This is a genomic window from Helicobacteraceae bacterium (genome assembly GCA_031258155.1).
Classification (GTDB): domain Bacteria; phylum Campylobacterota; class Campylobacteria; order Campylobacterales; family SZUA-545; genus JAIRNH01.
Genome location: JAIRNH010000016.1, coordinates 19,995 through 33,807, shown reverse-complemented (window position 1 = coordinate 33,807; position 13,813 = coordinate 19,995). Strand labels below are relative to the sequence as shown.

Annotated in this window: 15 protein-coding genes and 5 tRNA genes; 7 read left to right on the top strand and 13 right to left on the bottom strand. The window is 51.9% G+C overall.

Annotated features, from left to right (window positions below):
• The first annotated feature begins 744 nt into the window (after window positions 1-744).
• Together LBF86_02290 and LBF86_02285 are read left to right on the top strand one after the other, a co-directional pair.
• The gene (locus tag LBF86_02290; protein ID MDR0664336.1) at window positions 745-1,986 is read left to right on the top strand and encodes an ammonium transporter; all 1,242 of its coding nucleotides are present in this window, start codon (window positions 745-747) and stop codon (window positions 1,984-1,986) included.
• Between the two features lie 10 nt (window positions 1,987-1,996).
• Window positions 1,997-2,335, top strand: coding sequence for a P-II family nitrogen regulator (locus LBF86_02285; GenBank protein MDR0664335.1), 339 nt, complete (start codon window positions 1,997-1,999; stop codon window positions 2,333-2,335).
• A gap of 349 nt (window positions 2,336-2,684) precedes the next feature.
• Here LBF86_02285 and LBF86_02280 read toward each other — a convergent pair whose 3' ends face one another.
• The 10 genes from LBF86_02280 to ilvD all read right to left on the bottom strand — a co-directional run bounded on the left by LBF86_02280 (window position 2,685) and on the right by ilvD (window position 11,535).
• Window positions 2,685-2,888, bottom strand: coding sequence for a heavy-metal-associated domain-containing protein (locus tag LBF86_02280; GenBank protein MDR0664334.1), 204 nt, complete (start codon window positions 2,886-2,888; stop codon window positions 2,685-2,687).
• Between the two features lie 464 nt (window positions 2,889-3,352).
• Window positions 3,353-3,607 (bottom strand): hypothetical protein, encoded by a 255-nt coding sequence (locus LBF86_02275; GenBank protein MDR0664333.1) that lies wholly within the window; start codon window positions 3,605-3,607, stop codon window positions 3,353-3,355.
• A 15-nt stretch (window positions 3,608-3,622) separates the two neighbouring features.
• Window positions 3,623-4,231, bottom strand: coding sequence for an ATP phosphoribosyltransferase (gene hisG / locus LBF86_02270; protein MDR0664332.1), 609 nt, complete (start codon window positions 4,229-4,231; stop codon window positions 3,623-3,625).
• Window positions 4,231-4,848 (bottom strand): type III pantothenate kinase, encoded by a 618-nt coding sequence (locus tag LBF86_02265; GenBank protein MDR0664331.1) that lies wholly within the window; start codon window positions 4,846-4,848, stop codon window positions 4,231-4,233. The genes hisG and LBF86_02265 overlap by 1 nt, the downstream gene beginning before the upstream one ends.
• Before the next feature lie 2 nt (window positions 4,849-4,850).
• Window positions 4,851-5,714, bottom strand: a complete 864-nt coding sequence (locus tag LBF86_02260; protein ID MDR0664330.1) for a tyrosine-type recombinase/integrase — start codon at window positions 5,712-5,714, stop codon at window positions 4,851-4,853.
• Window positions 5,681-6,673 (bottom strand): hypothetical protein, encoded by a 993-nt coding sequence (locus tag LBF86_02255; protein ID MDR0664329.1) that lies wholly within the window; start codon window positions 6,671-6,673, stop codon window positions 5,681-5,683. Before LBF86_02255 ends, LBF86_02260 begins: the two co-directional genes overlap by 34 nt.
• The gene (locus tag LBF86_02250) at window positions 6,670-7,239 is read right to left on the bottom strand and encodes a hypothetical protein (GenBank protein MDR0664328.1); all 570 of its coding nucleotides are present in this window, start codon (window positions 7,237-7,239) and stop codon (window positions 6,670-6,672) included. Before LBF86_02250 ends, LBF86_02255 begins: the two co-directional genes overlap by 4 nt.
• Before the next feature lie 44 nt (window positions 7,240-7,283).
• Complete coding sequence (gene lpxK, locus LBF86_02245; protein MDR0664327.1) at window positions 7,284-8,183, bottom strand: tetraacyldisaccharide 4'-kinase; 900 nt, start codon at window positions 8,181-8,183, stop codon at window positions 7,284-7,286.
• Complete coding sequence (locus tag LBF86_02240) at window positions 8,177-9,298, bottom strand: DegT/DnrJ/EryC1/StrS aminotransferase family protein (protein ID MDR0664326.1); 1,122 nt, start codon at window positions 9,296-9,298, stop codon at window positions 8,177-8,179. The genes lpxK and LBF86_02240 overlap by 7 nt, the downstream gene beginning before the upstream one ends.
• A gap of 560 nt (window positions 9,299-9,858) precedes the next feature.
• Complete coding sequence (gene ilvD / locus LBF86_02235) at window positions 9,859-11,535, bottom strand: dihydroxy-acid dehydratase (protein MDR0664325.1); 1,677 nt, start codon at window positions 11,533-11,535, stop codon at window positions 9,859-9,861.
• Between the two features lie 136 nt (window positions 11,536-11,671).
• Between ilvD and LBF86_02230 the strand changes: the two genes are divergently transcribed.
• The 5 genes from LBF86_02230 to LBF86_02210 all read left to right on the top strand — a co-directional run bounded on the left by LBF86_02230 (window position 11,672) and on the right by LBF86_02210 (window position 12,350).
• A tRNA-Gly gene (locus LBF86_02230) sits at window positions 11,672-11,746 on the top strand.
• Window positions 11,747-11,878: 132 nt separating this feature from the next.
• Window positions 11,879-11,966: transfer RNA gene (locus LBF86_02225), tRNA-Leu, on the top strand.
• A gap of 42 nt (window positions 11,967-12,008) precedes the next feature.
• A tRNA-Cys gene (locus LBF86_02220) sits at window positions 12,009-12,082 on the top strand.
• 30 nt (window positions 12,083-12,112) lie between these two features.
• Window positions 12,113-12,202 (top strand) — tRNA-Ser (locus LBF86_02215).
• 60 nt (window positions 12,203-12,262) lie between these two features.
• Window positions 12,263-12,350: transfer RNA gene (locus tag LBF86_02210), tRNA-Ser, on the top strand.
• Window positions 12,351-12,371: 21 nt separating this feature from the next.
• On the opposite strand, the gene LBF86_02205 is transcribed toward LBF86_02210, so the two are convergent.
• Genes LBF86_02205 through LBF86_02195 form a run of 3 tightly spaced genes read right to left on the bottom strand, consistent with a single transcriptional unit; the run spans window position 12,372 to window position 13,761 of the window.
• Window positions 12,372-13,115 carry an SDR family oxidoreductase gene (locus LBF86_02205; protein MDR0664324.1) on the bottom strand — a complete coding sequence of 248 codons (744 nt, stop codon included), beginning with the start codon at window positions 13,113-13,115 and terminating at the stop codon, window positions 12,372-12,374.
• Complete coding sequence (locus LBF86_02200) at window positions 13,112-13,330, bottom strand: acyl carrier protein (GenBank protein MDR0664323.1); 219 nt, start codon at window positions 13,328-13,330, stop codon at window positions 13,112-13,114. The genes LBF86_02205 and LBF86_02200 overlap by 4 nt, the downstream gene beginning before the upstream one ends.
• An 11-nt stretch (window positions 13,331-13,341) precedes the next feature.
• Complete coding sequence (locus LBF86_02195; protein MDR0664322.1) at window positions 13,342-13,761, bottom strand: hypothetical protein; 420 nt, start codon at window positions 13,759-13,761, stop codon at window positions 13,342-13,344.
• Window positions 13,762-13,813: the final 52 nt, after the last annotated feature.

Below are 13,813 nucleotides of genomic sequence, written 5' to 3'. Positions count from 1 at the left end.
AAATAAAAACAACGGCTATCCTTATCTCTATTGGCAGGATTTGTAAGAGCTTAAAAAATCAATTTCTCTACTCTTATATGCGAAATTGATTTAAAACTTAAAAAAGGCGGAGACTTAATATCGCATTCTCCGTCATTCCCGCGCAAGCGCCCGCTCCGACTTAGGAGCGCGAGGCGCGAAGGATTTCGAAAATCCACATTCTCGTCATTCCCGCGCGGAGCGATAGGGCGGTTTACCGCCCGTAATCGCGGAGGCAAGCGGGAATCCAATAAAAACAAACGCAAACCTCTCGTCATTCCCACGAAGGCGGGGATCCATCTCTTTCACGCCTTCGGCGTATATGGATACCCGTTTTCACGGGTATGACAGAGAGAGATAGATACCCGCTTTCACGGGTATGACAAAGAGAGATGGATACCCGCCTTTGATTACGAAGCGCTCGCGTTTGCTCCGCGCGGGTATGATAGGGGAATAAAGCGCGCGAATGACAATTCGTGGGCGCGCCGACGGCGCAATGTTGCTTGCGCCTTAATTTTATATCGGCTTATTTCTTTGCGATAGCGCGTGCTAACGAGGCGACGCAAAATCCGAAAACGCTCGTTTTAGAGCGTTTTTTAACCGCCTAGAACAAACATAAAAAGCGGGCTAAATCTATCAGAGTTGATTAAAAAATAGTCATTTTTTTGCGGCTACCGCCGTTTTTATCGTATAAAATGCGGGTCATCTTGACTTAAAGGGGTTTCAATGGAGACATTCGGCGACGCGGGGTATATCCTCAGCGTTTTCCTGTTGGTTTTCGGCGGCGCATTAGTATTCTGGATGGCGACGGGCTTTGCCATGCTGGAATCCGGACTGGTGCGCTCTAAGAACGTAACGGTCATCTTGACCAAAAACGTAGGCATTATGGCGCTGGGATCGGTGGTTTACTTCCTGATCGGCTACGATATAATGTATGGAGACGGGGAGTTTTTCAAACTCTTTGCCACCGGCGCGGTCGCGGGAGGAGAAGGCGACGATTACGGGTTGCATACGGACTTTTTCTTTCAAGTGATGTTCGCGGCTACGGCGGCTTCGGTCGTCAGCGGAACGGTCGCGGAGAGGATCAAGCTAATCCCGTTTTTTATCTTTACGATCGTTTTGGTCGCGGTTATCTACTCCCTTGTCGGCAATTGGACTTGGGGCGGAGGCTTCCTAGGAGGCGACGACGGCTGGGTAGCGCAACATCTTGGCTCCGCGTTTAGCGATTTCGCGGGTTCCACGATCGTGCATAGCACGGGCGGCTGGGCGGCTCTAGCGGGCGCGTTGCTGCTTGGCGCGAGGATTGGCAAATACGGACCCGACGGCAAAGTGCGTCCGATTCCGGGCAGCAATCTGCCGCTGGCTACGCTGGGAACGTTTTGCCTCTGGCTTGGCTGGTTCGGTTTTAACGGCGCGAGCGAATTGGCTCTAGCTTCCAAAGGCAACGCCGATAATTTCGCTCTAGTCTGCGCAAGCACGCACCTTGGCGCAAGCGCGGGCGCGGTCGCGGCGGCGATATTAAGCAAGATTATCTACAGAAAAGTCGATCTTACATTTGTGCTTAACGGCGCTCTAGCGGGTCTGGTAGCGGTAACGGCGGGTCCGAATATCGCGTTGTGGGTAGGCGCGTTGGAAGGCGCGGTAGGCGGTATTTTAGTGGTGCTCGCCGTGCCGTTCTTCGACAAACTGAAAATCGACGATCCCGTCGGCGCGCTTTCGGTTCACCTTGTCGCGGGTATATGGGGAACGCTTGCGGTCGGCATATTCAACCCTGAAGTAACGTTTTTGGCTCAACTCTTCGGCGTAGTGGTCGTGGGCGCGTTCGTGTTCGTAACTTCGGGCATTGTATGGTATATTCTCAAGCTCGCTTTGGGCATTCGCGTATCTCAAAAAGAGGAACACGAAGGCACAGACCTTAGCGAAACCGGACTTGAAGCGTATCCGGAATTTGTGAAAAACGCAAAATAAAGGCTGACAGATGAAAAAGATTGACGCAATCATCAAACCGTTCAAGCTCGAAGAGGTTAAAGAGGCGCTTCGCCAAGCGGGTATCACGGGTATGACCGTAAGCGAAGTAAAAGGTTACGGCAGACAACAAGGTCATACCGAGCTGTATCGCGGCGCGGAGTATGTGGTGGATTTTCTGCCTAAGTTAAAACTTGAGATTGTCGTAAGCGACGATCTGGTCGATAAGATCGTAGAGACCATTATCGCGGCGGCAAAAACCGGCAAGATCGGCGACGGCAAAATCTTTGTCTATAACATAGAGAAGGTTATCCGCGTCAGAACCGGCGAAACGGGCGACGAAGCGGTCTAGTATAGCGCGGGGTTTTCCCGCGTAACTTCGCGGCGATCGGCGGGGATTTTCTCGCCGATCCGCGGCTTAGGACGCGTCCGAAATTGGCGCTAAGAGGCGATTTACGCTTGACCTAAACAATTCCGCTTGCGCCCGTCCGCGCGTTCGTTTAAAAAACCAATCACAGAGGCGCGAGAAAATAGCCCTCGCGGCAAAGCGCTAAAAAATTCCAAAAGGTCTTTATCGGGCGTTTATTCAGCGGTTAGCTAGGCTTGTTATCGCGCGCTCTGAAGTTTCGCAACGCTCGCGCCAACGTATTTAGCGCCAAAAACCGCGAAACGGCGGAAGGAGTCGAACCTCCGAATTTGGTTTAGTCCGCTACCTCGAAGCCTATATCGTCGATCGCGGATTTGATTTCTTCAAGATCGGTTTTTTGCGGGTCATAGACAAAAGCCGCTTCGCCGTTATCGAGATCGACTACGATCTGCGTAGCGAAAGGCTCAAGCGCCTTAGTTACCGATTCGACGCAACGGCGACAGTGCATTCCGTTTATTTTGATCGCGGTTTTTTCCATTCAGTTCTCCTTCTTTTACAACGATCTATCATAATTCAAGACAAATAAAACGCCGATTAGAGCGATCGCAATCGGCGGTTTTATTTTTTGCGCGAGAGTTGGTCGGCGGGCGAAAAACGGCTTATTTGGGATAAAAAGGCAAAAATTAAACAAAAAAATTAAAGACTAGGATTGCAATTTCCCCGTCGCCGATATATAATAAAGAAAGAGTTTGCGTTCGGTTCAGTTTATCGACTTATTTGGCGCGGCGTCAGAGCCTCTCTCTAACCTTGACAACTCGCGTTTCATAAGCGCGACTAGGGAAATTGCTCGCCTAGCGCTTAAGTCTTACGACCAAGCTAAAAAGAAGTATAGCTAAACGGCGAATAGATTTTCATTGCTGACCGTCAATAATTTAAGTTTAGTTTCATTCTTTAATAATATATTTATATTTACCCCCTAATCCGTATAGTTACGGCGCGTCGTTACTGGCATGAGTAGCACTCCGTAAAATTATTTTGCGTCTTGAGCGGTAGGGCGAAATCGTCGTCGATCGCCTCAAACTCTTTTTTGAACCGCGACAACGTTTGCGCGCGCGGCTCGCTTACGCCGACCTCGTAATAGATCACAATGTGATCGCCGTCTAGCGCCGAAGATAGCTTGCCGCCCTCTTCAACGGCAAAAACAAGATACGATCCGCCTCTGTCTTTGCTTCGGTAAGTTTTAGTTTTGTCTAGCATATTCGCTCCTCGCCGTTATATAAATTTCGCGATTGTTTCGCGTAACGCCAATATCTCCGCTTTACGTTCTATAAAACTGTCGCGGTTGGCAAATAACCTCGCCGACGAAACAAAAATGGTTTCAATCTGTTCCAAACCGTTCTCTTCCATCGTCGTTCCCGTTTCAACAATATCCACGATCGCCTCCGCTAGTCCGGCGAGCGGCGCTAGCTCTATCGAGCCGTAAAGTTTTACGATTTCGACCGCCATCGCTTTTTCGGCGAAAAAACGCTTCGCGATATTGACCATCTTTGTCGCCACTTTGACGCGCGATTTAGACGGGTCGAGCCGCTCGCCCTTTTTCATGCCTAAAACCGCCTTGCAGCGACCGAATTTTAGATCCAACAACTCCGTTACAAGCGCGTTTTGTTCCAAAAGCGCGTCCTTGCCGCAGATTCCAAGCTCCGCCGCGCCGTGCGTAACGTATGTCGGCACGTCTTGAGAGCGCACCAGCAAAAAACGAAAAGCCTCTTTAGTCAGTATCAGTTTACGGCTTTCAAACTTGAAATCGCCGCCGTATATTTTTTTAAACAGTTCCAGCGTTTCGTCCGCTATCCGTCCTTTTGGCAACGCGATCGAGAGCATCAAAACTCCTTGATAATTTTTTCCATACCCTTAAAAACAAGCGACTGATCGACAATCGAGCCTTCAAAAAAACGCGCGAAATAACCGCCGTCCCCGCCCGTTAGAATAATCGGCTTATTGCGAGCGATCGTTCTAACGGAGCTTACCAGCGGCATAACCACGCCGTAACTAATCGCCTCCGCCGTGTTTTGCGGCAGCGCGTCTAGATCGACGGCGAAGTTCATCGCCTTTTGCAGGCGCGGCGAAATCTGCGCGTACATGTGTTGAAATTTTGCCAGACCCGGGTAGATAAAGCCGCCTAAATGAACGTTATCGCGCATTATATCCACCGTTATCGCGCTGCCCGCGTCCACCAAAACGCCCGTATCGACGGCGAGGCACGCCGCGGCGCGATCAACGCCGAGTCCGTAATATAGCGTGTCTAGATTGATAAACGGCTCAAGATCGAAAACGCGGTAATGGCGGGCAAGACGGCGCATAGCCGTTTCGTTTACGCTGATCGCGTAGATCGTTTCGTCTTCGCTTAAGTTTAATTTGGGCGCGGAACTCGCGGAGGTCTTCCATATTCGCCCCCCTTGTTTAAAGTGGTAGTGGGTATTTCCAATCTCGCACAGCATCGCTAGGCAAGCCTTAAAACCGCTCCTAGCGGGTGGTAACGATTTACGCTCTCTAACAGATAGCTCCGCTCTAAGTGAGTGTAAATTTGCGTGGAGTTTAAGCTGGCGTGTCCTAGCAACTCCTGCACCACGCGCAGATCCGCGCCGCCCGTGATTAGCGAAGTGGCGAAGCTATGACGCAACGCGTGCGGCGAAACGCCCAAGATTCTTTGCGTGGTCTTAAAGGCGAAAACGCGGCTAAGCGGTCTGCCCGTATAGTTGATAAACAGCCGCTCGCTAAAAAACGGGCGATCGGCGATATAGCTATCTAGCGCGATTAGAGCGCGTTTCGCGATAGGAACAAGCCTCTCTTTCGCTCCTTTTCCATGGCGAACGCGAAGCCAGCCGCCCTCTATATCGTTGGTTTGAGCCTTGAGCGCCTCGCTAATTCGCGTTCCGCTCGCGTATAGAAACATAATCAGCGCGTAATCGCGCTTGCCGATCCAGCCGCTTTGATCGACGTTTGAAAGCGCGCGCTCGATCATTTCGGACGATAGGTATTTCGGTAATCCGCGCGGGATTTTCGCGCCTTTGATATTGTACGTTTCGTCGCTAAGCAGCCTGTCGTAACACCAATCTAAAAAGCCGTTAATCGCGCTAAGTTTGCGATTAAGCGTGCGCGGGTTGTCAAAGCAAGCCAGAAAACCGTAAATATCGTCGCTATCAAGCCTGTTTAGCGGCTTGTTTACCGCCTTGCAGAATTGAGCTAGATCGTTCTCATACGCTTTGATCGTGGCGCGGCTTAGCGCTAAAACCGTTTTGCAATGGCGCAGATAGGCGTCGATCTCCGATCTCATTGCCAGCGAACCAGCTTGTCGTAATGCCATACGCCTTGATCGTCAACGTATATCGGAGCGCGGATCGTATCGGGCAGTTCGTAGATCGTTGCTTTTTGAAGATTGTCCGTAAATTTAACGGCGTAACCGCTCTGCTCCACAGCCCAGATCGCGCCGTTTTTTTCGGCGGCGGCAATAAAACGCGCGTATGGTAGGCGGCGCGCGGCGAGCGTTTCTAACGTCGCGCTCACGCGCTCTACTGAGCCGTCGCGCGAGAATATGTAAAGTCCGCTTGGCAACGCTAAGAGCGTTCTAGCGTCGATGTCCCGCGATCGCGACGCGCCGTTTGCCGCTATGGATAACGCTCTGCCGTCGATCGCGGCGATTATACGCTTGTCGTATTCCGCGAGAAAAACAATATTGCCGAAAAACTCCTCGTCGCCGACTACGATCTCCTTTACGATCTTCATTGCGCCGCGATCGACTATTAGCAGTTTTCCGTCTAGCGTCGGGATAATCGTCTGCTCTTTGCCGATCAGGGGTTTGGCTAGTTTGTCGTTGACGGCTAACGCGAGCTTTTCGCGCGAGAAGAAAAGCGTTTTGGAGTCGGACGCGTCTATAATGCGGCAGGCGTTTGTCTTGGATACGGCGACTATAATCTCGCCGTCGCTTGCCGCCGAAACAACCGCTTCGGATAGCGCGAAACGTCTAGGCTCTCCCGCGCCGTAGAGGATCAATCCGCCTTTGCGGTCTGCGGCGATCGCGTATTTGCCGTCGATCGAAAGCAGATAAAATCCGTCCTCGAGACGATCTATCGCCGTTTTGTTTCGGCTTAGCGCGCGAGCGTTTTCTAACGACGCGCCGTCCGTCGCGCTTTTTACGATCGGCGCTTCGAGCCTGTCGTCGTAACTTAAACGCCCATCGATAGTTTCGGGTTCAAAAACGGCGAGGTTAGAACAACCGCATAGGAGAATAAACGAAGCGAACGCGAGAGCCGCTCGCCGTCTCACTTTTTATCCGCCCCGTAGTGTTCGAGCGCGTTAGCGGCGTTTTTCAATTCCGAAGATAGGTCGATCTGTTCAAGTCGCGCGCGCGCGCTTTGCCATTCGCCTTGTTTAAGCAGCAGATACGCCTCTTGAAGCTCCGCGAACTCTTTTAGCGGTCTGTTTTCGCGCATAATGTATCTGCCGAGCGCGGCGCTATCGCCGCTGATCGCGGCAAGCTGATAGGCGGCTAAATCCCCCGCGATAGAACGCTTTTTCGAGAGCGACTCCAAAGCGGCGCTATCGTTTGCTCTAGCCGCTTCGCCAAGCAAAAACAGATCGTATAGTTCCGGCGATTTCACCTCTAAAATCGATCGCGCCTCTATGTCGGCGCTATCTTTGATCAACGCGCCAAACGCGTCGTTTGCCGCCTGCAAGCGCATATTCTCCGTTACGTTCCAGCTAATCGCCGCGACAGCCCAAATAATAAGCGCCGCCGCGATCAGCCCAAGCGCCACGCGATTGCGTTTTATCCACCTTTCGCATCGTATGCCAAACTCTAGCAGAGCGTCGTCTTTTTCTTTGTTAGCCATATATGAACCTCGAAAAAATTACGCGATTTTAGCCGCTTAGCGCTTTATTCGCGGACATAGCGTTTAAGCGCGTCTAAAAGCGCGTCGCTTACGGCGAGCGAAAGCTCTAAGACGCTTAAAGCGATCGGGCAGTCCTCTAGCTTGACCAGGTCCTTACGGGTAACCAAAAGAGAGGTCGCGCCATGCTTTTCGGCTATTTCGCGCAGTTTTTCAAAATCAAAAAAGGCGTGATCCCTAAAGCGGTATTTGGCGACTACGCCGTTTGGCAAAAACGGATCAAGACGCTTAGCGCGGGCGATCGCCGTAACCAATACCATACGATCCGTAGGGTTGGTCACGACGGTTTCGCGGACAAAATCAACGCCTTCGGAAGCGACGTAATCCGCCAACTTATAGGCTTTTCGCGGCAAACGATAGCAGCCGGCGGGCAGAACGCGATCGTTGAGCGGTTCGGGGTTTGGACGGATCAAAATATCGAACTTTTTAATCTGTCTATGCCGAAAGCCGTCGTCCAAAAATACAATACTTGCGCCAAGCGCCTTGGCTTGCAAAGCGCCCGCCTCGCGATCTGCAGAAACGATTACTATAGCTTTAGGCAAGAGTGATCGATACAAAAGCGCTTCGTCGCCGACCTCGCTCGCGGTTTTCGCGCCGTCCAAAACGATTAACCCGCGCGCTTTTCGCCCGTAGCCTCTAAGGACTATCGCCGCGCCCTCGTAATTTTTCGCCAGCTCGACGATCAGCGGAGTTTTGCCGACGCCGCCTATCGCGAGGTTGCCGACGGAGACGACTTTAATCTCAAGATCGATCGGTTTTTTCGCGATCAGTTTTCGCCAGCTCCACAACGCGACTAGTTTGCCAAACGGCGAGAGCGCCGCGACAAGCGCTTTTTGCGCGATCGATCGCGGCGCAAACAGCAGTTCCTCTATAAAGGCGGTTACCACGCTCTGCTTTGATCGACCTCTTTAACCGCCGCGATCACCGTTTCGATCTCTTCGTCGGTTATATCGGAAAACGCGGGTATGGAAAGAATATGCTGATAATTGGACAGCGCGCGCGGAAACTCGGTGATCTTGATGGAGTATTTCGCGCGATAGTAGCTCATTAAATGTAACGGAACAAAATGAATGCGCGTTTCAATGCCTTTAGCGCTTAGCGCGCGGGCAAAATCGTCGCGGTTCTTATCCACTTTGATAATGTAAGAGGAGTATTCGTGATCGCCTCTTTTCACGGGAGTCGTTACGTGCGCGAGGTCTTTGAAGGCTTCGTCGTAGATCGCCGCGGTTTTCGCGCGGTTTGCTCGCGCTTGCGAACAAGACGGCAAAACGCTGAGCGCGTAAGCCAAGTCTAACGCGCTTGGCAGATAATCGTAACCCGCTTCGCTAGCGTCGTAAGCGCGCGCCGCCTCGTCGCTCTCTTTGGAATCGAACGCGTAATTGCGAAACAGCCTCGCGCGATCGGCGAATACGCGGTTGTGCGTGGCGATAACGCCTACGTTTGCCGCCGCCGCAAAAGTGTCGATCGGAAAAAGCGAGGCGACTAAAATGTCGGGCGCTTTATTATCAAACGCCACGCGCGCGCCAAACGCTCCGCACGAATCTACGACGCTTAGAACGTTGTAGCGCTCCGCCGTCTCGTAAAGTTTTTCTATCTCTACCGATTGCCCCGCCGCGAGCGTATAGAAAATGCCGCGCATTTTTTTGGAGCGGTTTTGCGCGAGTTTTTTTTCGATCGCGTCGTATTGCATATTGAATACGTCCGCGTCTATATCGGCGAAACACGGCTCCGCGTCGAAATGGCGGATCGTTTGCGAGATCGCCGGATACGCGTTTACCGAAGTTATCATCTTATCGCCGCGCTTCATATCGATCGCGCATAGCGCCAAATGGATCGCCGTTACCGGATTTGACGCGGCTACGACGTAGGGAACGCCTAAATATTCCGCGGCGAGATTTTCAAAGGAGTTCAAAAGCCTGAGCCGTTCGCCGCCGATCGCGCTCGCCAAAAATTCCGGCGATACGGTTTTTGAGATCGGACGAAAAAAAGGAACTCGCGGCACGCTAAACTCCCAAAATCTAAATATCTTGCAATGTTACAATAACTTTCTTTTTGTTATCGCGCGAAACGGCGTTAAATTAACCGCTATCAAATATTTAGTCGGCGATCTGGTTGGGCTAGAAACGTCGCGCTACAATGCGGATCGTATGTCTTAACTCAACGCTAAACGACCTCTATCCTTTGTCGCGAGCGATATTCGGGCTTCTAGGTTTGACGCTAAAGATCGCGGCTCAATCGTTCAACCGCGCCAAAGTTTGTAGCGGCGGTTACTGCCTCAGTCTTTGAAGATTTTGCGCGTCAAATCGGAAAAAGCGCGCCCTAAAAATACCCGCTAGAGCGCGCCGCAAGCGGATTTGCCGCGATGAAAAAGCTCTAAAGCGGGGGTTCTAAACCATAGAGCGCGCCAAAAACTACCTACTTTGCCCGCAGAGGCGTTTAGCTAAAAACGCATAGACGCTTGAACGGCTAGTCGCGTTTATACTGCGCGAAAGTCGCTTTCTTTGCGCCGTCTTACAAGTCCTATAGGCGGCTTCGGGCAAGATATGCCCGATCGCGCGCGTGTTAAAGCTCGGTTTTCAAAACCGCGCCGCAACTCGCGTTGGTTACAAATAGGCTATAGCGTTTAAGCCAGCTTGAGTCGATCTGCTTTTTAACGGGCGAAAACCGCGATCTGCGCGCGGCGATCTCTTCGGCGCTTAAACGCGCTTCAATAAGGTTTTTATTGATGTTTATATAAATTTCGTCGCCGTCTTTTAGCAGTCCTATCAGCCCTCCTTCGGCGGCTTCGGGCGAGATATGCCCGATCGCGCCGCCGCGCGTGGCTCCTGAAAATCTGCCGTCGGTAATCAAAGCCACTTTCTCGCCTAACCCCATTCCCATAATTAGGCTAGTCGGCGAAAGCATCTCCTGCATACCCGGTCCGCCCTTTGGCCCCTCGTAGCGGATTACCGCCACGTTTCCCGCCTGGACTTTGCCGCCCGCGATCGCTACGCTCGCCTCCGCTTCGGAGTTAAAGCAGATCGCTTTGCCTACAAACTCGCGCATTTTCGGGTCGATCGCCGCCGTTTTTACCACCGCGCCCTGTTCGGCGAGGTTGCCGAACAAGACCGCCAAGCCGCCGGTAGGCGAATACGGGTCGTTTAGCGTATGGATTATATTTTGATCTTTGATTGTTTTGCCGCGTATTCGATCGCCTATCGTCCCGCCCTCTACCGCAATCGCGTCCAGATTAAGCGAGCCTAGCTTGGATATTTCGTTCATAATCGCGCTAAGCCCGCCCGCGTTATGAATATCCTCCATATGCACGCTGCTTAGCGCGGGCGCGATCTTGGCGATATGCGCCGTTTTTTTGCTGATTTCGCTGATCTGCCTCAAATCGAAATCGATCCCCGCTTCGCGCGCGATCGCCAGCATATGCAAAACGGTGTTGGTGCTGCCTCCCATAGCCATATCGACCACAAAGGCGTTACGGATCGCCTTCTCGTTGATAATATCGCGTATTTTCGGCGCGTTTGCCTTCGCCATCTCCACGATTCGCCGCGCCGCCCTTCGCAAAAGCTCCTCGCGCTCTTTTGTCAGCGCCAAAATCGTGCCGTTGCCCTCCAAAGCCGCGCCTAGCGCCTCGCACAGCGTGTTCATGCTGTTGGCGGTGAACATGCCGCTACAACTGCCGCCGCCCGGACAGGCGCAACGCTCAATCTCCTCTAGCGATTCGTCGTCGATCAGCCCTAACGCTTTTTTGCCCACAGCCTCGAACGCCGAAGTTAGATCGAGCGCCGTCCCGTCTCGCAGTCTGCCCGCTTTCATAGGACCGCCTGAAACGAAAATTGTCGGAACATTGACGCGCAAAGCGCCCATCAGCATTCCAGGGACGATCTTGTCGCAGTTTGGAATGCAAAAAAGCGCGTCGAGCTGGTGCGCGTTCATCACCGTTTCCACGGAATCGGCGATCAGCTCGCGGCTTGGCAGCGAATAGCGCATTCCGCTGTGCGCCATCGCCACGCCGTCGTCAACGCCGATCGTATTAAACTCAAACGCGACGCCGCCCGCTTTTTTGATCTCGTCTTTGACGATCGCGGCGTAATCGCGCAGAAAAAAATGACCCGGAATAATATCGACCACGCTGTTTGCTATGCCGATAAACGGTTTGTCGAAATCCTGATCTTGCAAGCCCGTAGCCCGCAAAAGCGCGCGATGCGGCGTTCTTTCGTAGCCTTTTTTGATAATGTCGCTTCGCATAAGTAGCCTTGATTTAATTTGTCGGTTCAAATTATAGCTTCGCGTTCGTAACGAAGCGAGCATAAAGCCGAAAAGTTATGTTTTTAATGTTGCTTTGCTACAATGGCGCCTCGTTTTCGCCGCTTGGCGCTACGACGCGGGAATAGCTCAGGGGTAGAGCACAACCTTGCCAAGGTTGGGGTCGCGAGTTCGAATCTCGTTTCCCGCTCCAATTTTTTTTTCAGACCGCAAAAAAGCGGGTAGCTTTAGTTGCAATTGCGGCGCTATTTTGAGATTTTGACGAGTCGAAAGCGCGTAACTTTAGCGCGCCGCAGACTATAAAAATCCTACATAACGCGCGAGCGCCCGAGTGGTGAAATGGTAGACACACAGGACTTAAAATCCTGAGGACGGTTTCGTCCGTGCCGGTTCAAGTCCGGCCTCGGGCACCATACTCGCGGATTTTGGGTTTATTTATGGCGCGAGGCGTCTGCGGCGGCGTAGCCAAGCGGTAAGGCATGAGCCTGCAAAGCTCTGACCCCCGGTTCGAATCCGGGCGCCGCCTCCAAAATCCCAGTTTAGTTTGGCGCGAAAAAAAGGACAGGTGGCCGAGCGGTTGAAGGCGCACGCCTGGAACGCGTGTATAGGGTAACTCCTATCGAGGGTTCGAATCCCTCTCTGTCCGCCATATCGCCTCTAAAATTGGAGTTGGAAGTCGGCGACGATTTTGGCTACGGCTAATCGACTAGGGCAGGTGGCAGAGCGGTTTAATGCACCGGTCTTGAAAACCGACGAGGGTAAAACCTCCGTGAGTTCGAATCTCACCCTGCCCGCCATATCGCCTCGCGCCTATGCGACTACCCGATAAGTCCTCCGTCCAAAACGTAATCCTGCCCCGTTATCCACGACGCTTTATCGGAAAGCAAGAAAACGGCGAGATTTGCCACGTCGCTCGCTTTGCCAAAGCCGAACGGATACGCTTTTTTACGATCTTCGCGCATGCCGTCGAGTTTTGCCGTCATAGGCGTGTCTATATCGGCGGGCGAGATTGTATTAACGCGCATTTTAAGCGCCGCCGCCTCTTTTGCGATAGATCGCGCGGAGGCGATCAGCGCCGCTTTGGAACCCGCGTAAATTAGCTGCGATTTGTCGCATATACGCGCCGCGATCGACGCGATGAAAACGATCGAGGTCTGCTCGCCTATATTATTTCTCTTATCTAAAACGGCTTTTGCCATTTGGATTGGCGCAAAATAGTTAACATCGAAAACTTTTTGCGCCTCTTTCCGATCATATATTCGTAGCGGCGCAAGCGACGATACGCCGGCGCAATACGCCATTCCCGCCAATTTGCCGCATTCGTCTTTAAGCGATTTAACAAAATCCGATAGATCGTCGATATTCGCGCTTAAATCCCTTTCGCGTATAAGGATCAGTTCGGGATTTTTAGCTTTTTCGCGCATATTTTCCAGACGTTTTCTATTACGCGCGATCGCTATCACGCTTGCGCCCAAAACGTTAAGAGCCAAAGCGACCTCTTCGCCAATGCCGCTACTAGCTCCCGTTACTATAAATCGCCGTTCGGCGTTAAACGTCGTCATAAGCCGACTTTTGCGAGCAGATCGGCGACCGTTTTGATCGCCTTGAAGTCTTCAAGCGATAACTCCACGCCGTAATCTTGGTCCATTAAAGCCAAGATTGACATTCTCGCCAAAGAGTCGTATTCGTCTAAATCATCGAGTTTTGTTTCTGGTTCCAACCGCGTTTCGGTTTGTAATGCGTCCGCAAGTTTTACAATAAAATCCGACGCGCTCATATTTTGCTCCTTTAACTTTGGTATATATGCGGTTTAAGAGCGCATATTCGATCTAAGGTCGTTACGCAAGCGCCCCATGAAAGTCCAACGCCAAAACCCTGCGCGATCACTCTATATTTGCCGCTTGTTAGCAGATCTGCGCTATCGCAAATAACGCCAACGATCGACGAGCCGTTTTGATTGCCGTATCTTGGAAATATGATCGGGACTTTTTCCATTGGAATCTTCGCCGATTTTGCGATTGTCGATACTATGTGCTGGTTGGCTTGATGCAATAAAAACAGATCGACCGAATCCACGCCGTTTGCGAGAGCGATCGCTTCGTTTAGCAAGGGCGGTTGTTCGCTCATTGTGAATTTAAATATCTCAAAGCCGTTGATATACAGGTCCTCTTCGCTTCTGACGTAGCCGTCGGCGTCGATCGTCTCCAATTTTGTCCGCTCGTTAGACGGATTGCGATAGGCTCCGGCTTTTTTAATAAGG

What these genes read in the sequence shown, in the direction of transcription:
- LBF86_02290 (MDR0664336.1), top strand. Translation starts at nt 745, where the DNA reads ATGGAGACATTCGGCGACGCGGGGTATATCCTCAGCGTTTTCCTGTTG.
- LBF86_02285 (MDR0664335.1), top strand. Translation starts at nt 1,997, where the DNA reads ATGAAAAAGATTGACGCAATCATCAAACCGTTCAAGCTCGAAGAGGTT.
- LBF86_02280 (MDR0664334.1), bottom strand. Translation starts at nt 2,888, where the DNA reads ATGGAAAAAACCGCGATCAAAATAAACGGAATGCACTGTCGCCGTTGC.
- LBF86_02275 (MDR0664333.1), bottom strand. Translation starts at nt 3,607, where the DNA reads ATGCTAGACAAAACTAAAACTTACCGAAGCAAAGACAGAGGCGGATCG.
- hisG (MDR0664332.1), bottom strand. Translation starts at nt 4,231, where the DNA reads ATGCTCTCGATCGCGTTGCCAAAAGGACGGATAGCGGACGAAACGCTG.
- LBF86_02265 (MDR0664331.1), bottom strand. Translation starts at nt 4,848, where the DNA reads ATGCTGTGCGAGATTGGAAATACCCACTACCACTTTAAACAAGGGGGG.
- LBF86_02260 (MDR0664330.1), bottom strand. Translation starts at nt 5,714, where the DNA reads ATGGCATTACGACAAGCTGGTTCGCTGGCAATGAGATCGGAGATCGAC.
- LBF86_02250 (MDR0664328.1), bottom strand. Translation starts at nt 7,239, where the DNA reads ATGGCTAACAAAGAAAAAGACGACGCTCTGCTAGAGTTTGGCATACGA.
- ilvD (MDR0664325.1), bottom strand. Translation starts at nt 11,535, where the DNA reads ATGCGAAGCGACATTATCAAAAAAGGCTACGAAAGAACGCCGCATCGC.
- LBF86_02205 (MDR0664324.1), bottom strand. Translation starts at nt 13,115, where the DNA reads ATGACGACGTTTAACGCCGAACGGCGATTTATAGTAACGGGAGCTAGT.
- LBF86_02200 (MDR0664323.1), bottom strand. Translation starts at nt 13,330, where the DNA reads ATGAGCGCGTCGGATTTTATTGTAAAACTTGCGGACGCATTACAAACC.